General features: G+C 60.7%; 19 protein-coding genes. 8 read left to right on the forward strand and 11 right to left on the reverse strand.

What is annotated here, in order from left to right; all coding sequences use genetic code 11:
* The first annotated feature begins 17 nt into the window (after positions 1–17).
* Positions 18–305, forward strand: coding sequence for a SelT/SelW/SelH family protein (locus tag AABM55_RS08265; RefSeq protein WP_054596244.1), 288 nt, complete (start codon positions 18–20; stop codon positions 303–305).
* Here the strand turns inward: AABM55_RS08265 and AABM55_RS08270 are convergent.
* Together AABM55_RS08270 and AABM55_RS08275 are read right to left on the reverse strand one after the other, a co-directional pair.
* Positions 299–1,192: a DMT family transporter gene (locus AABM55_RS08270; RefSeq protein ID WP_347929299.1), complete on the reverse strand. Its 894-nt coding sequence runs from the start codon at positions 1,190–1,192 to the stop codon at positions 299–301. The genes AABM55_RS08265 and AABM55_RS08270 overlap by 7 nt on opposite strands.
* Before the next feature lie 91 nt (positions 1,193–1,283).
* Positions 1,284–2,042, reverse strand: a complete 759-nt coding sequence (locus AABM55_RS08275; RefSeq protein WP_347929300.1) for an AraC family transcriptional regulator — start codon at positions 2,040–2,042, stop codon at positions 1,284–1,286.
* A gap of 134 nt (positions 2,043–2,176) precedes the next feature.
* On the opposite strand from AABM55_RS08275, the gene AABM55_RS08280 reads away from it, so the two are divergent.
* Positions 2,177–2,992: a UDP-2,3-diacylglucosamine diphosphatase gene (locus AABM55_RS08280; RefSeq protein WP_347929301.1), complete on the forward strand. Its 816-nt coding sequence runs from the start codon at positions 2,177–2,179 to the stop codon at positions 2,990–2,992.
* 176 nt (positions 2,993–3,168) lie between these two features.
* Here the strand turns inward: AABM55_RS08280 and AABM55_RS08285 are convergent, their stop codons facing one another.
* Positions 3,169–3,759, reverse strand: coding sequence for an HD domain-containing protein (locus AABM55_RS08285; RefSeq protein ID WP_347929302.1), 591 nt, complete (start codon positions 3,757–3,759; stop codon positions 3,169–3,171).
* 99 nt (positions 3,760–3,858) lie between these two features.
* Positions 3,859–4,170, reverse strand: a complete 312-nt coding sequence (locus tag AABM55_RS08290; RefSeq protein ID WP_103315572.1) for a DUF962 domain-containing protein — start codon at positions 4,168–4,170, stop codon at positions 3,859–3,861.
* Positions 4,171–4,330: 160 nt separating this feature from the next.
* Here AABM55_RS08290 and AABM55_RS08295 point away from each other — a divergent pair, with 160 nt between their 5' ends.
* Positions 4,331–5,392: an AraC family transcriptional regulator gene (locus AABM55_RS08295; protein ID WP_103315573.1), complete on the forward strand. Its 1,062-nt coding sequence runs from the start codon at positions 4,331–4,333 to the stop codon at positions 5,390–5,392.
* On the opposite strand, the gene AABM55_RS08300 is transcribed toward AABM55_RS08295, so the two are convergent.
* Positions 5,349–6,803: a TrkH family potassium uptake protein gene (locus tag AABM55_RS08300; protein ID WP_054596251.1), complete on the reverse strand. Its 1,455-nt coding sequence runs from the start codon at positions 6,801–6,803 to the stop codon at positions 5,349–5,351. The two genes, AABM55_RS08295 and AABM55_RS08300, sit on opposite strands and share 44 nt — an antisense overlap.
* 120 nt (positions 6,804–6,923) lie before the next feature.
* Between AABM55_RS08300 and AABM55_RS08305 the strand changes: the two genes are divergently transcribed.
* Entirely contained in the window at positions 6,924–7,490 is a 567-nt protein-coding gene (locus AABM55_RS08305) for an NAD(P)H nitroreductase (protein WP_347929303.1), read from the forward strand.
* Between the two features lie 37 nt (positions 7,491–7,527).
* Here AABM55_RS08305 and AABM55_RS08310 read toward each other — a convergent pair whose 3' ends face one another.
* The 6 genes from AABM55_RS08310 to AABM55_RS08335 form a co-directional block, all read right to left on the reverse strand.
* Positions 7,528–8,874 (reverse strand): HAMP domain-containing sensor histidine kinase, encoded by a 1,347-nt coding sequence (locus tag AABM55_RS08310; RefSeq protein ID WP_347929304.1) that lies wholly within the window; start codon positions 8,872–8,874, stop codon positions 7,528–7,530.
* Positions 8,875–8,941: 67 nt separating this feature from the next.
* The gene (locus AABM55_RS08315) at positions 8,942–9,382 is read right to left on the reverse strand and encodes a Spy/CpxP family protein refolding chaperone (RefSeq protein ID WP_347929305.1); all 441 of its coding nucleotides are present in this window, start codon (positions 9,380–9,382) and stop codon (positions 8,942–8,944) included.
* A 104-nt stretch (positions 9,383–9,486) separates the two neighbouring features.
* Entirely contained in the window at positions 9,487–10,164 is a 678-nt protein-coding gene (locus AABM55_RS08320; protein WP_054596255.1) for a response regulator transcription factor, read from the reverse strand.
* Positions 10,165–10,171: 7 nt separating this feature from the next.
* Positions 10,172–10,582, reverse strand: coding sequence for a hypothetical protein (locus AABM55_RS08325; protein WP_054596256.1), 411 nt, complete (start codon positions 10,580–10,582; stop codon positions 10,172–10,174).
* A 108-nt stretch (positions 10,583–10,690) separates the two neighbouring features.
* The gene (locus AABM55_RS08330) at positions 10,691–10,990 is read right to left on the reverse strand and encodes a YciI family protein (RefSeq protein WP_347929306.1); all 300 of its coding nucleotides are present in this window, start codon (positions 10,988–10,990) and stop codon (positions 10,691–10,693) included.
* A gap of 1 nt (position 10,991) precedes the next feature.
* The gene (locus AABM55_RS08335) at positions 10,992–11,588 is read right to left on the reverse strand and encodes a septation protein A (RefSeq protein WP_347929307.1); all 597 of its coding nucleotides are present in this window, start codon (positions 11,586–11,588) and stop codon (positions 10,992–10,994) included.
* Positions 11,589–11,675: 87 nt separating this feature from the next.
* Between AABM55_RS08335 and AABM55_RS08340 the strand changes: the two genes are divergently transcribed.
* The 4 genes from AABM55_RS08340 (at position 11,676) to scpB (ending at position 15,006) form a co-directional block, all read left to right on the forward strand.
* Positions 11,676–12,539 carry a PHP domain-containing protein gene (locus AABM55_RS08340; protein WP_054596259.1) on the forward strand — a complete coding sequence of 288 codons (864 nt, stop codon included), beginning with the start codon at positions 11,676–11,678 and terminating at the stop codon, positions 12,537–12,539.
* A 13-nt stretch (positions 12,540–12,552) separates the two neighbouring features.
* Complete coding sequence (locus AABM55_RS08345; protein ID WP_103315681.1) at positions 12,553–13,182, forward strand: L-threonylcarbamoyladenylate synthase; 630 nt, start codon at positions 12,553–12,555, stop codon at positions 13,180–13,182.
* Positions 13,183–13,302: 120 nt separating this feature from the next.
* Positions 13,303–14,001, forward strand: a complete 699-nt coding sequence (locus AABM55_RS08350) for a ScpA family protein (protein WP_173859978.1) — start codon at positions 13,303–13,305, stop codon at positions 13,999–14,001.
* A 12-nt stretch (positions 14,002–14,013) separates the two neighbouring features.
* The gene (gene scpB / locus AABM55_RS08355; protein ID WP_347929308.1) at positions 14,014–15,006 is read left to right on the forward strand and encodes an SMC-Scp complex subunit ScpB; all 993 of its coding nucleotides are present in this window, start codon (positions 14,014–14,016) and stop codon (positions 15,004–15,006) included.
* Positions 15,007–15,013 lie beyond the last annotated feature (7 nt).

Here is a 15,013-nt window from a genome sequence, read left to right on the forward strand (position 1 = left end):
CAGGAGTCCAGCACGCCATGACCACGCACAAACCGGAAGTTGTCATCACTTACTGCACGCAATGCCAGTGGCTGTTGCGCGCCGCCTGGCTGGCCCAGGAGCTGCTCAGTACCTTCAGTGATGATCTGGGCAAAGTTTCACTGGTGCCGGGAACTGGCGGGGTGTTTTTCATTACCTGCGACGGGGTGCAGATCTGGGAACGCAAGGCCGATGGCGGCTTCCCGGAAGCCAAGGTGCTCAAGCAGCGGGTCCGGGATCAGATCGATCCCGACCGCGATCTCGGACACAACGATAGAACTCAGTGAGAGGCGGCTTCGGCCGTCACGCTTTTCTTGCTTGAGCTGCCAGACAGACTGCTGGACAGCACAATCGCGATGATGATCAGCGCACCGCCAATCAACATCCGCAGTGTCGGATTCTCACCGAACAGCAGCCATGCGACGGTGATGCCGTAAACCGGCTCCAGGGCAAACACCACCGCGGCGGTGCGAGCCTTGATCACCGCCAGGCTAGCCACGAACAGGCTGTGGGCGACGCCGGTGCAGAACACCCCGAGCAGACCGATCCACAGCCAGTCGATGGCGCGCACCTCACTCAAGCCCGGTGCTGCCACCGGCAACAGGCAGAGGGCGACCACTACGTTCTGACACAGCGCTGCCTGCACGGCGGGTATACGCCCGGAGCTGGCACGGTTGGTCAGCGACAGCAAGGCGAACAGCAGGCCCGAGCCCACCGCCCAGAGCAGACCGCTGGTGGCTTCGCTGGCGAGGTCGAAATCCGGCGTAACCAGCACCAGGCCGACGCTCACCAGCACCACCAGGAGGATTTCATTGGCGCGGATTCGCTCGCGGAAGATCAGGCCTTCAAGGATCACCGTGAACGCCGGAAAACTGGCAAAGCCCAGGGTTGCAATCGCCACGCCGGCAACTTTCACCGCAATGAAAAAACTCACCCAATGCCCGGCCAGCAACAGGCCGCTGAGGAGCAGGCGACGCCAGTCCACGGCTTCGAGTTTCTGCCAGCCAGTGCTGCTGGCGAAACGGGCAAAGAATGCCAGAGCGATCACCGCGAATGCCGCACGGCCAAAGACAATGATGGCAGGGGAGGCCGCGGCGAGTTTGCCGAACACACCCGTCAGGCCAAACATCAATGCGCCGATATGCAGGGCGCCAAGGGCGGTACGCGGAGTCATTTCAATCCTTAATCCATAGAGGCAATGACGACATTGAACCGCGTGACGGCCTGATCTGTCTGTCGTCAAACTCGCGTTTTTTATCGTCAGCCTAGCGCTTGCCCGCCGTACGACGCAGTGCGCCCGGCGAGGCGCCGAACTCGCGCATCACCGCTGCGGCGAAGGCGCTCTGGGAGCCATAACCGACACGGCAGGCGACTTCGCCGATGGGCAGCGCGGATTCACGGAGCAACTTCACCGCGATATGCAGGCGGCGACTGCGGATGTAATCCATCGGCGTCTGTCCGCATTCAGCGACAAAGCGTGCGTGCAGACGTGCGCTGGACAGCCCGGCGATACGCGCCAGATCGGCGACTTGCAGCGGATAGGCGGCGTATTGGTCGATGTGCGCGTTGAGCGCGGCGTAAGGCAAGCGGCGCCCGGCGATGCTGCTTGGCGCGGCGTTGTTGAGGCTGGCGAGCAACAATACGGCGCCTTGCTGGGCGATCAGCGGGTCTGCGACCGGGCTGCTCGCCAGCCAGCTCACCAGCTGGCTTTGCCCGGCATCCAGCGGCAAGCGTCCGGGGTTGTCGAGCAAGCGCCGACTGGCCTCGGCATGCTCGCCCAATGATTGCGAAACCCATTGGTCGCTCGGCACATCGAGCACCAGGCAGCGGCTGCCATTCGGGCTGCCGCAAGCGTGATGAGCACCTGCCGGTACGACCACAAAACTCTGCTGCACCACCTGGCTGCCATGACCGCCGACCTCGAAGTCGAGCGCGCCCGACAGGCCGAACACCAGTTGCGCGTGGTCATGGCTGTGGACGATCAGGTCGTGGGTGTACTGGCGTAGCGTGAGGATCGGTCTCATCGCAGTCTCCTGGGCAGACTCGCAGTCTACACCGGCCGCGCCTGGGTCCGGGTTGTCATCAGACTGCCGTATTTGTGTCATGGGCTATTAATCGCTGCGGTGCAAGCTTGCGAAAAATCTCGCAGAGGTTGCCCATGACCAGCGCCGAACGTGCAAAACCCAGCCGTAAACAACGCGTGCGCACCTTGTGGATCTCCGATGTGCACCTCGGCACCCGGGATTGTCAGGCCGAGCATTTGTCACAGTTTCTCAAGGGCTATCAGGCTGACAAGATCTATCTGGTCGGCGACATCATCGATGGCTGGAAGCTGCGCAGCGGCATGTACTGGCCGCAGGCTCACACCAACGTCATTCGCCGTTTGCTGACCATGAGCAAGCGCGGCACCGAGGTGATTTATATCACCGGCAACCACGACGAGTTTTTGCGGCGTTATTCGAAGCTGATCCTGGGCAATATTCAGTTGGTGGACGAGGCGGTCCACGTCACCGCGGATGGCCGGCACCTGTTGGTGATTCATGGCGATCAGTTCGATGTGATCACGCGTTATCACCGCTGGCTGGCGTTTCTCGGCGACTCGGCCTATGAGCTCACTCTGACCCTCAACCGCTGGCTCAACCACTGGCGTGCACGGTACGGCTACGGTTACTGGTCGTTGTCGGCGTACCTCAAGCACAAAGTCAAAACCGCGGTCAGCTTCATCAGCGATTTCGAAGAGGCCATCGCCCACGAGTGTGTCAAACGCGAGCTGCACGGGGTGGTTTGCGGGCACATCCACCACGCGGAAATCCGCAAGGTCGGTGAGGTGGATTACCTCAATTGCGGAGATTGGGTGGAGTCGTGCACGGCCTTGATCGAGCATTTGGACGGCACGATCGAGTTGTACCGGTTGGCGGATGCGCAGGCGCGCGAGGCACAACTCAAGGCCGTTAAGGTTGCTGAACCGGCTTGATCCGACAGGTTTAGCTTTTGTGGCGAGGGAGCTTGCTCCCGCTCGACCGCGAAGCGGTCGTAATCCGGCAATCGCGATCCATCCGAATACTCGCGGCGGCTGACATCAGGGTCGCTTCGCCCGAGCGCGGACCGACCCGCGGGAGCAAGCTCCCTCGCCACAGGTCCGCGGATATTTCAGACCGGTGCGTATTCTTCCATCGCTGCCATGTAGATCGAGTTTTTCGGCCGGGCAAACAGGCGTTCCATCATCGGTTCGAAGAAACTCAGCGGCAGGGTCTTGTAGTCTGGATCAAAGGCTGCCGCGTCATACCTGGCGCAGAACTCGAGGGTTTGCCGGTACTGCGGGTGTTCGCGAAACTGCTCGCGCAGGTGCCGGTCCATGCCCAGGTGATGGAAAAAATAGTAGCCCTGGAAAATCCCGTGCTTTTCGACCATCCACAGGTTTTCAGGGCTGACGAATGGCTTGAGGATCGCTGCCGCAATGTCCGGGTGGTTGTAGGAGCCAAGGGTATCGCCAATGTCGTGGAGCAGCGCACACACCACGTATTCCTCATCCCGGCCATCGCGCCAGGCGCGGGTGGCGGTTTGCAGTGAGTGGGTCAGCCGATCGACCGGGAAACCGCCAAAATCACCCTCCAGCAGTTTCAGGTGCGCCACAATCCGTGTCGGCAATTGTTTGGCGTAGGCACTGAAGTCCGCGGCGATGATCGCCCAGTCTTCCTGCGTACCCTCCTTCATGTGGGTGAAACGGGCGTGCGCATTCATCAGCTATCCTCTTATTGTTTACGAAGGGACGTCGTGCAGTGTAGAGCTTGGATCCAATGCTGCACTGGCCAAGTGGGACGGCTTGATGGCCCGGCGAGCCTAGAAAGGCACTTTGCCGAGGATCATGTCGCGATACATGATGAAGTCACCGAGCAGGCTGTAAAACGGATGCTGGAATGTCGCTGGCCGGTTTTTTTCAAAGAAAAAGTGTCCGACCCAGGCGAAGCTGTAGCCGGCCAGAGGCAGGGCCAGCAACAACAGCCAGGCACCTTTGCCGATAGCGAAGGCCAGGATGAAAAGCACCAGGCTGGTGCCGACAAAGTGCAGGCGTCGGCAGACACTGTTGCTGTGTTCGCTGAGGTAATACGGGTAAAACTCGGCGAAGCTGCTGAAACGTTTGATGTTTTCCACGACTGCATTCTCTGTGGTTATTGTTCTGCCGAGCGGATGTTCTGCGGGCAGCTTATTTAAGTCTAGAGTCATCAGTGGCAACAGCCAGTGACCTTGGGCGCCACTTTAGTATCCTTCTGAAATTGGCCGTGATGCGCGGCACATCAAGTAAGAAAACGCCATGAGCGAACGAACGACTTCTGCAAGCTGGGCGATGGGGATTGTCAAGGCACTGGAGATGGACGGCCTGGATTGCCGGGTCTTGTTCAAACAGCTGGGGCTCGACTACGCGGCGCTGAATGATCCGGATGCGCGCTTTCCTCAAGATTCGATGACGCGACTCTGGCAGCGTGCGGTAGAGCTGTCCGGCAACCCGGCAATCGGTCTGAACATGGGCAAGTTGGTCCGCCCGGCATCGTTTCATGTGGTCGGTTATGCCTTGATGTCGAGCCAGACCCTGGCGGAAGGTTTTCAGCGCCTGGTGCGTTATCAGCGGATCATCGCCGAAAGCGCCGACCTGAGTTTTCGCCTGTTACCCGAAGGGTATGCACTGATTTTGACGGTGCATGGCGACCACCTGCCGCCCACCCGACAAAGTGCCGAAGCGTCACTCGCCTGTGCGCTGGGCTTGTGTGGCTGGCTGACCGGGCGCACCTTGCAGCCACGCAAAGTGCTGATGCAGGGCGATCAACCCCAAGACCTCGAACCTTACAAATTTGCCTTTCATGCGCCGCTGGAGTTCAGCGCGCCTTATGACGCGCTGATTTTCGAACGGGCAGACATGGAAGCCCCGTTGCCGACTGCCAACGAGGCGATGGCGTTGTTGCACGACCGGTTTGCCGGCGAATACCTGGCGCGGTTTTCTGAAAGCCAGGTTACCCACAAGGCCCGGCAAGTGCTCTGTCGCCTACTGCCGCAAGGCGAGCCCAAGCGCGATACAGTGGCGCAAACCCTGCACTTGTCCCAGCGCACCTTGCAGCGACGCTTGCAGGAAGAGGGCACGAGTTTTCAGACGCTGCTCGACGACACGCGCCGCGAGTTGGCCGAGCAGTACCTGGCGCAACCGAACATGACCCTGCTGGAAACTGCCTATCTGTTGGGGTTCGCCGATCCGAGCAATTTCTTTCGGGCTTTTCGGCGCTGGTTCGATACCACGCCCGGCGAATACCGGACGCGGTTGATGGACGCGCCCAAAGAACTCAGTGACGCCAGAACGCCGGGATACACAGCACAAACACGGTAATGATCTCCAGTCGCCCGAGCAGCATGCCGAGGGACAGAATCCACTTGGCGGCGTCGGGCAGGCTGGCGAAGTTACCGGACGGTCCGATGGTTTCACCCAGTCCCGGACCCACTCCGGAAACCGTACTGGCGGCACCGGTCAAGGCGGTCATCCAGTCCACGCCCAGCAGCGACAGCGCCAGGGCGATGGCGCAAATGGTGATTGCAAAGAAGAACGAAAACGTCAGGATCGAACGCACAATTTCTTCGTCGAGACGATGACCGTTGTACTTCTGCTTGATCACCGCACGGGGGTGGATCAGTTGGTTGAGGTTAGCCTTGAGCAGGATAAAGGCCACCTGGAAACGGAAGATCTTGATCCCGCCAGCGGTCGACCCAGAGCAACCACCGACAAAGCCCAGATAGAAAAACAGCATCAATGAGAAGGTACCCCACAAGCTGTAGTCCCCCAGCGCGAAACCGGTGGTGGTGACCACCGAGGTGACGTTCAGCGCAACGTGGCGCAGTGCGTCCAGCCAATGCAGGTCGGTGGTCCACCAGTACCAGGTGCCGAGTACCAGCCAGGTCACCAGCAGCATGCCGAGTAACCCCTGCACTTGCTGATCCTTGATCAGCGCCCGTCGATTGCCGCGCAAGGTCGCCACGTACAAGGTAAATGGCAGGCTGCCGAGAATCATGATCACCACCGCGACCCAGTGCACAGCCGGTTGCGTCCACTTGGCCAGGGACTGGTCGGAGGTGGAGAAGCCGCCAGTGGATATTGCCGACATCGCATGGTTGACGGCATCGAACGGGCTCATGCCCGCCCACCAGAACGCCAGGCTGCCGAGGATGGTGATGCCGACGTAGGCGGCGACGATCAGCCGGGCCACCATGTGCGAACGCGGCATGACCTTTTCGGAACGGTCCGACGACTCGGTCTGAAACAGCCGCATGCCGCCGATGCGTAGCAGTGGCAGAATCGCGACCGCCATGCCGATAAAGCCGATACCGCCGAGCCAGTGCAGCAACGAACGCCACATCAGGATTCCCGGAGACATGCTGTCCAGGCCGCTGAGCACAGTAGAACCGGTGGCGGTGATGCCTGACATGCTTTCGAAAAACGAGTCGGTGTAGCTGATGTGCTGGGTTAGCAGAAATGGCAAGGCGGCGAATATGCAGACCACCACCCAGCTCGACACCGTGAGCAGGTACATGTCCCGCGGGCGCAGGTGTATATGCTCTGGTCGCCCGGGGATGACCAGCGCCAGGCCGGCGAGAAAGGTAATCATGCTGGCCCAGAGGAACGACGGCAGGTCGCTGGTGCGGTCGTAAATCAGCAGGGTTGCCATCGGCACAACCATGCTGATGGCCAGGGTGATCAGGAAGATGCCGATGATGAAACCAATGATCCGTAAGGTCGGCAACGCCATGAAGTCCGCTCGGGCTGATAGGGAAGGGCGCCATTCTACCTGCGAGGCAGGGCATGTAAACCGGCATCCCGGCGGCAGTTGCCGCTAGAATAGCCAGACATTTTTTTCAGGAGGTGGCCGATGCAGGCTCTCGACGCTTTGCTCAACCGTGTATCCGTTCCGCGTTTGCTCGACCCGGCGCCCACCGCAGCACAACGGGAAGTGTTGTTTTGCGCGGCCATGCGCGCGCCGGATCACGGGCATTTGCAGCCGTGGCGTTTTCTGACGGTCGAAGGCGCGGCGCGCGAGCAATTGGGCGAGATACTGGCTGAGGCTGCACGCCTGCAAGACGCCGATGTGCCTCAGGCCCTGGTGGACAAGGCGCGCAATGGCCCGCTGCGTGCGCCGTTGGTCGTCGTTGTGGTGGCGCACGTTCAAGACCACGTCAAAGTGCCAAAGTCCGAGCAGTTGCTGGCGGCAGGTTGTGCGGCCCACGCTATCTTGCTGGCGGCTTACGCTCAGGGGATCGGCGCGGTGTGGCGTACCGGTGAGCTGGTCTATTCGGCGCATGTGGCCCAGGGGTTGGGCCTGGCCGAAGGTGAAGAAGTGATTGCGTTCCTTTACCTGGGCACACCGCAGAACGAACCGCGGGTGGCCGGGAAAGTCGATCTCGCCGAGTTTGTCAGCGCCTGGCCTGCCAAGCCCTGAACATGATCGTCCCCACGCGGGAGCGTGGGGATGATCGTTACGGTGCGATACCGGGCTCTAATGGCAGCTCCAGGCTGGCAATGAATCCACCTTCCGGGCGATTGGCCAGAATCAGGCTGCCGCCGTGGCGCTCTGCCGCTCGACGGGCGATGGCCAATCCCAGGCCATGTCCGGGGGCGGTCTGGCCGGGTGCCCGAAAAAACGGCTCGCCCAATTGCTTCAAATGCTCGGCTTCTACACCGGGGCCGTGGTCGCGCACGCTGATCACAATCCGATCTCCCTGACGCAATGCCAGCACTTCAATCGGTTGTCCTGCCGGATTGAAGCGCTGGGCGTTGCGCAACAGGTTGTCCAGCGCCCGCTCGATCATGGTCGGCCAGCCCTTGAGGCTTAATTGCCGTTCGGCTTCGATACGGATGCTTTGCTCTGGCGCGCCAAGCTGAGCGTCTTTTTGCACAGTATTGAGTAGCGCGTTGAGGTCGACCGCTTCGGCACTTGCGTTGTCGGCGTCGACCCGTGCCAGCACCAGGATTTCACTGATCAGTGCTTCCAGACGATCACATTCGCGGGTCAATCGTGGCCAGAGTTTTCCGCGTTCTTCGGGACCGGCCCGTTCCGCAAGCGCCAGGGCGATGCGCAACCGGGCCAAGGGTGAGCGCAGTTCGTGAGACACGTCGCGCAGCAGTTGCCGCTGGCTGCCGATCAGGCTTTGCAGGCGTGCGCCCATGCGGTTGAAGTCGTTGGCCAGCACGCCAAACTCGTCACGCCGGTTGGCCAGCCGCGCCAGGCTGTTTTGCTGATAGGTCGTCTGACCGAGATCGTGCACCGCGCCGCGCAAACGGCTCAGCGGGCGGGTGATGGACAGCGTCACCAGCAGGCTGAACAGTGTCAGCACCACCAAGGCAATCGCCAGCGCACTGAAGGGCCAAAGCAGGCTGTTGCGGTGCCAGGCGTTGAGCTCTGGATGCGGAATACGGTAGATCAGCAAGTAGGTTTCGGCGCTTTTCGGGCTGGTGTACTCGACGGTCAGACGCCGCCAGGGCAGGTGACGGCCGCTGTCGTCGGGGTTGTCGTTTTGCCGTGCTTCCAGGGCTGCCGCGCGGCGAGGAAAGGTCCCGCGCACCACCGGGTCACCACCTTCGTTCAGTACCTGAACATCGATGTGGTAACGCCGTTTGCGTTGTTCGAGCAAGGCTTGTGCCGCGTCCTCGCCTTTTTCTTCGTAGAGCTGCGTCCACTCTTGCGCCAGGGTATTGAGGCCCGGGTGGCGACTGAGAATCCAGGCGTCCTGGTTCAACATGTGCCCGAGCAGGATCGACAACCCTGCAACCAGAGCGATGGCCAGCCAGAAACTGGCAAGGATGCGCCAGAACAATGAACGCACGGTAAGTCCTCAAACAAAGAAAGCCCAATGGCGATTGACCATTGGGCTGGGGAGAAACGCTAGAGCATTATTGCGTTTTTTGCGGTTGTTGGGCTTTCCAGGCCTGGAACTGCTCCCATTCGGCTTTGCGTTCGGCCTGCTTCTTTTGGATCGCATCGAACTTCTGCTGTTGGTCCGGCTTGAGAAGGGCACGAATGTCCTTCTCGGTTTTCTGGCTGCCGGCCGCCATTTGGTCTTTCATGGCCTGCTGATCGGCTGGCGAGAGTTTTTGCAGGTACTGCTCGACCAACTCTTTACGTGCATGCATCTGCTCGCCGATCAATTTGCGAATCTGCTCGCGTTGTTCGTGGCTGAGGTTCAACTCTCTGTACATGCCTTTGCCGCCATGCATGTGCTCGCTGTAGCCGTGGCCTTCCATTGGGCCCATCGGGCCTGGGCCTTCTGGTGCAGCCATGGCAATGGTTGGCAGTGCAGCGGCGAACATCAAAGCGATAAGGGTCTTGCGCATGGTGTGTCTCCTTGTCTCGTTCCCGGTGTGTTCCGGATGAGTACAGAATACGGAGATCAAGGTCAGCGGCGGTCAGCAGAGCGTAAAGCTTGGGTAAAGACGGTTCAGAGGCTGTAGTAATAACCACGGCTGCGCAGGGCAACGATGCGCGGGCGACCGTCGGGGTGCGGGCCGATCTTTTTGCGCAGGTTGCTGACGTGCATGTCCAGGCTGCGGTCGTACAGGGTCAGCTTGCGCCCCAGGGCGATCTGCGCCAGCTCCTGCTTGTCCAGCGGTTCGCCGGGTTGCTTGAGCAGGGCTTCGAGCAGGCGACTTTCCGAGACGGTCAGGGTGAATTCCTGGTCGTCGATGCTGACCACGCCGCGGACCGGGCTGAAGCACAGGTCGCCGAGTTCCATCTGGCTGGACACCGCTGCCGGATGGCTGCGTCGCAGCACCGCACGCAGGCGCGCGGTCAGTTCTCGGGGATCACAAGGCTTGGCCAGGTAATCGTCGGCGCCCAGTTCCAGCCCGAGGATCCGGTCCAGCGGCTCGCCACGGGCCGAGAGCATCAGCACCGGCAGGTCCGGGTGGTCGTTGCGCAACTGCTTGAGCAGCTCCAGACCGCTGCCGTCGGGCAGCATCACATCCAGCACCACTGCTGCCGGCGCAGACTCGGCCAAGGCGCGGCGCGCACTCAGACCGTCGTGGCAAGCGTGCACGACAAAACCTTCCTGGCTCAGCCAACTGCTCAGGAGCTCACACAGCTCCTGGTCATCATCAATTAGTAACAGCTCGCTCATGACTCACTCAATTTAGCCATTGCCGACGTGTTCTACGTCCACCACTGGCGAAGATACCGCAGAGCAGGGCCAATAGCGCTACTCCGGCGCCAGTGACGAACCACTGCTGTTGATCGGTCAGCAGGCGCGGCAGCGGGTTTGCCTGGGCTTCCTTGAGTTGCAGCTTGAGGCGCTGATTCTCTTGGCGTAACCGGCCCAGCAAGGCGCTTTCGCGTTCGTTATCGGCGTTTTGCAGTTGTTTGTTCAGCTCTTCTCGTTGCCGCTCGCTCTCTTTCAAGCGCTGCTGCAATTCGGTGATCTGGCTTCCGGCGCTTAACGACAGAGGCGTTGAATAGCCTGAGTCCGAATGCTCTTCGGCATGGGCGAAGGCCCCGATCGATAACGTGACCAACAGCAGACACAGCGGACCTTGGCGCATCGAAACTCCTGATTCCAATCGAGTGTTGGGCAGGTTGTCGGCCGTGGAACGAGAATAATGAGCAATTGAACACGCGATGAACCGAAGGTTCATCGCGCAGAGGCCGGGTTATGGCAGGACTTGCTTGAACGGTTTGACCAGAACATTGGCGTAGACGCCTGCGGCGATATACGGATCGGCGTCGGCCCAGGCCTTGGCGGCTTCCAGGGAGGTGAACTCGGCAACGATCAGGCTGCCGGTGAAACCTGCTGCGCCCGGATCATTGCTGTCGATGGCAGGGTGCGGACCAGCCAGGACCACGCGGCCCTCGGCCTTGAGCTGTTGCAGCCGCTCGATGTGGGCAGGGCGCGCAGCCAGGCGGTTTTCCAGGGAGTTGGCGACGTCTGTAGCAATGATTGCGTAAAGCATGTCAGTCCTCGGTTTTTGGCGTAGAAGTGTCGGCGTCGTGCAGGTGGCGGGACAGGTAAATGCCCTGGCCGACCAGGAACAGCAGGGTCATGCCCAGGCTGCCGAAGACTTTGAAGTCGACCCAATAGTTCTGGAAGGTGAACGCAACGAACAGGTTGGCCGCGCCACAAAACAGGAAAAAGCCGATCCAGGCGATGTTCAAACGGCTCCAGACCAGGTCCGGCAGGGTCAGCGCATGGCCCATGATGCGTTTGATCAGCAACTGCTCGCCGATGAAGTGGCTGCCGATAAAGGCCAGGGCGAACAGCCAGTTGACCACCGGCGCTTTCCATTTAAGGAAGGTTTCGCTGTGGAACGCCAGGGTCAGGCTACCGAAGACCAGGCAGGCGATCAGGGTCAGCCACTGGCTCTTTTCCAGCTTGCGCTGCTTGATGAACAGCGTGCCGTAGACCACCAGGGAGCTGGTGATCAGCATCGCAGTGGCGCTGTAAATGCCGCCTACGGTCAGTGGATAACCGGCGATGTCGACGACCCGTGGATCGATTTTGAAGACGATGAAAAACAGCAGAAGCGGGATGAAGTCGATGAATTGTTTCACAGTGGCAGCCAGAAGCAGGATGTGGCGGCATAATAACAAACATATTGAGTCGCGAAAGCGCCAGCTGATTTGAGGTTACACAGTCCTGTGAATGTTGATTTGCACTGCCATAGCACGGCCTCCGATGGCGCCCTGGCGCCTGCGGTACTGGTTGCGCGTGCGTTCGAGAAAGGCGTGCGAGTCCTGGCCTTGACCGATCACGACACCCTTGAAGGCCTCGACGAGGCCCGCAGCGCTGCGGTTGCGTTGGGGATGCAACTGATCAACGGCGTCGAATTGTCCTGTACCTGGGGGGGCGCGACCATCCATGTGCTCGGTTACGGGTTCGACGTCAATGCCCCGGCGCTGGTCGAGGCGATTGCCAAATTGCGTGACGGGCGCTGGCTGAGGTCCGAAGAAATCAGCCGCAAGCTCGAACTCAAGGGCATGCCGGGCGCGCTGGAAGGCGCGCGGGCTATCCAGCAGGAGCTTGGTGACAGCGGTAATGCGCCGGCCCGACCGCACTTTGCCGACTATTTAGTCCGTGCAGGCTTCGTCAAGGACCGTGCCGAAGCCTTCCGCAAGTGGCTGGGCGCCGGCAAGCTGGGGGACGTCAAGCAGCACTGGCCGACCCTGGAAGAAACCGTCGAAACCCTGCGCGCTGCCGGGGCCTGGGTGAGCCTGGCGCATCCTTGGCACTATGATTTCACCCGCAGCAAACGCCGTCGCCTGATTGCCGACTATATTCAAGCAGGCGGCCACGCAATCGAGGTGGTCAATGGCCATCAGCCGGCCGAGCAGGTCGGCAGCCTGGCTATTCTTGCGCGTGAGTTCGGTCTGCTGGTCAGTGCCGGCAGTGATTTCCATGGACCCGGAGGCTGGTCCGAGATCGGCGAGTACCGCCCACTCCCGGAGGACCTGCCACCACTTTGGTGTCGGTTCAAACATGACCCAGCCGTTATTGCCGTCTGAACAGGTAGACAATGTGAGTCAATTTTTCCAGATTCATCCGGAAAACCCGCAAGCGCGCCTGATCAAACAGGCTGTCGAGATCATCCGCAATGGCGGGGTAGTGATTTATCCTACTGACTCGTCCTACGCCATTGGTTGCCAGATCGGTGACAAGAATGCTGTGGAGCGCGTGCGTCGGCTACGTCAGCTGGATGAAAAGCACAATTTCGCGCTGATTTGCAGCGACCTGTCACAGCTGGGGCTGTTCGCCAAGATCGACACCGGCACCTTCCGCTTGCTCAAGGCCCACTTGCCGGGGCCGTACACGTTTATTCTCAACGCCACTCGCGAAGTGCCGCGTCTGCTGCTGCACCCGAAGAAGCGCACCATCGGACTGCGGGTGCCGAGCCATCCGATTGCCCTGGCGCTGCTCGCAGAGCTGGGTGAGCCGCTGATGAGCGTGACCCTGATCATGCCCGGCGACACCGACCCGTTGAGCGATCCGTATGAAATGCGCCAGTTGCTTGAGCATCAGGTCGACCTGATCATCGACGGCGGTTTTGGCGGTATCAAAGCCTCCACGGTGATCAACCTGGCCGATGGCGAGCCAGAAGTGATTCGCGTCGGTTGCGGTGACCCTGCACCGTTTACGGTTGAGGCCTAGATGTCCGCAGTAGAGCCCGTCGATAGCCAGGCCGGGGCACAGCAAGAGCTGCCGTTCGCCATGGTCTATGGCCAGGCGGTCATGGAAATGCCGCTGGACCTGTACATTCCGCCGGACGCGCTGGAAGTCTTCCTTGAAGCCTTCGAAGGCCCGCTCGACTTGCTGCTGTACCTGATCCGCAAGCAGAACATCAATATCCTCGACATTCCGGTGGCGGAAATTACCCGGCAGTACATGGGCTATGTCGAGTTGATGCAGTCGGTGCGCCTGGAACTGGCTGCCGAGTATCTGGTGATGGCGGCGATGCTCGCCGAGATCAAGTCGCGGATGCTGCTGCCGCGCTCGGCCGAGATCGAAGAGGAAGAAGACGATCCGCGTGCCGAGCTGATCCGGCGCTTGCAGGAGTACGAACGCTTCAAGGCCGCGGCTGAAGGCATCGACGGCCTGAGCCGGGTCGGCCGCGATGTGGTGGTGCCCAAGCTCGATGCCCCGCAGGCGATGGCGCGCAAATTGCTGCCGGACGTGAGTCTGGAAGAGTTGCTGATGTCCATGGCCGAAGTGCTGCGCCGTGGCGATATGTTCGAAAGCCATCAGGTCAGCCGCGAGGCGTTGTCAACGCGCGAGCGCATGAGCGATGTGCTGGAACGGCTCAAGGGCGGCGGTTTTGTGCCTTTTGTCGAGCTGTTCACCGCCGAAGAAGGACGCTTGGGTGTGGTCGTGACCTTTATGGCGATCCTCGAACTGGTCAAGGAATCCTTGGTCGAGCTGGTGCAGAATGAGCCGTTTGCGGCTATCCATGTGCGGGCGCGAGCCGAATAACGAGCAAAATCAATGAATCTGAGTGAACCCCGCGAGCTGGCGCCACTGCTTGAAGCCTTTCTGTTGGCCTCGGGAAAGCCGCAGTCGATGGAGCGTCTGTACGAACTCTTCGAGGAGGGCGAGCGCCCGGAGCCGCCGGTCTTCAAGAAGGCCTTGGCGATTCTCGCGAAATCCTGCGACGGTCGGGCTTTTGAGCTGAAGGAAGTCGCCTCGGGCTACCGTCTGCAAATTCGCGAGAAGTTCGCGCCCTGGGTCGGACGTCTGTGGGAAGAGCGCCCGCAGCGCTATTCCCGGGCGATGCTGGAGACCATGGCGTTGATCGCCTATCGTCAGCCGATCACCCGTGGCGAGATCGAGGATGTGCGCGGCGTGGCGGTCAACAGCCACATCGTCAAGACCCTGCTGGAGCGTGAGTGGATCAGGATCGTCGGTTATCGCGACGTACCGGGCAAGCCGGCGATGTTCGCCACCACCAAGGCGTTCCTCGATCATTTCAACCTGAAGAACCTCGACGACCTGCCACCGCTGGCCGAACTGCGCGAGCTGGAACCCGAGCCGATGCTCGAGTTCGACGACGCACCGGTGCCGCAGGGCCTGCAAGAACTGGCCGATGCCAGCGCCGAGCCGGAAGAACCGAAAGACGAGACCAGTTTCCATACCTTGCTGCTCGAACTGGACTCGATGGAAGAGGGGATCAAGACCGACTTCGACGACTTGCTGCGTGACGGCGCGGTCAGCGACAGCGAGCCGCAATCGCCCGTTGATGCGCCCGTCGAAGTGGCGGTAGAGACCGAGCACCAGGTTGAAGCCGAGGCCGAAACTGAAGAAGTTGAGGAGGAGGCTGAAGACGACATCCTCGGCGTTGCCGAAGCTCGGGAGAAACTGCTCGCCGCCGTCGCCGCGTTGGAGCAGTCCAAACCCGAACCCGAACCCGAGCTGAGCGACGAAGAAGCCGAAGCCCAGGCCCTCGCCGAAGCGATCGAGAACGAACGCCGTCAGTTTTAGGATTGAG

The sequence above is a fragment of the Pseudomonas helvetica genome (assembly GCF_039908645.1).
Taxonomy (GTDB): Bacteria; Pseudomonadota; Gammaproteobacteria; order Pseudomonadales; family Pseudomonadaceae; genus Aquipseudomonas; species Aquipseudomonas helvetica.

Bases quoted from the DNA above. Each gene is read 5' to 3' on its own strand.
- AABM55_RS08285 (WP_347929302.1), bottom strand. From the start codon at position 3,759: ATGAATGCGCACGCCCGTTTCACCCACATGAAGGAGGGTACGCAGGAA.
- scpB (WP_347929308.1), top strand. From the start codon at position 14,014: ATGAATCTGAGTGAACCCCGCGAGCTGGCGCCACTGCTTGAAGCCTTT.
- AABM55_RS08270 (WP_347929299.1), bottom strand. From the start codon at position 1,192: ATGACTCCGCGTACCGCCCTTGGCGCCCTGCATATCGGCGCATTGATG.
- AABM55_RS08315 (WP_347929305.1), bottom strand. From the start codon at position 9,382: ATGCGCAAGACCCTTATCGCTTTGATGTTCGCCGCTGCACTGCCAACC.
- AABM55_RS08275 (WP_347929300.1), bottom strand. From the start codon at position 2,042: ATGAGACCGATCCTCACGCTACGCCAGTACACCCACGACCTGATCGTC.
- AABM55_RS08265 (WP_054596244.1), top strand. From the start codon at position 18: ATGACCACGCACAAACCGGAAGTTGTCATCACTTACTGCACGCAATGC.
- AABM55_RS08320 (WP_054596255.1), bottom strand. From the start codon at position 10,164: ATGAGCGAGCTGTTACTAATTGATGATGACCAGGAGCTGTGTGAGCTC.
- AABM55_RS08330 (WP_347929306.1), bottom strand. From the start codon at position 10,990: ATGCTTTACGCAATCATTGCTACAGACGTCGCCAACTCCCTGGAAAAC.
- AABM55_RS08295 (WP_103315573.1), top strand. From the start codon at position 4,331: ATGAGCGAACGAACGACTTCTGCAAGCTGGGCGATGGGGATTGTCAAG.
- AABM55_RS08280 (WP_347929301.1), top strand. From the start codon at position 2,177: ATGACCAGCGCCGAACGTGCAAAACCCAGCCGTAAACAACGCGTGCGC.
- AABM55_RS08305 (WP_347929303.1), top strand. From the start codon at position 6,924: ATGCAGGCTCTCGACGCTTTGCTCAACCGTGTATCCGTTCCGCGTTTG.
- AABM55_RS08325 (WP_054596256.1), bottom strand. From the start codon at position 10,582: ATGCGCCAAGGTCCGCTGTGTCTGCTGTTGGTCACGTTATCGATCGGG.
- AABM55_RS08300 (WP_054596251.1), bottom strand. From the start codon at position 6,803: ATGGCGTTGCCGACCTTACGGATCATTGGTTTCATCATCGGCATCTTC.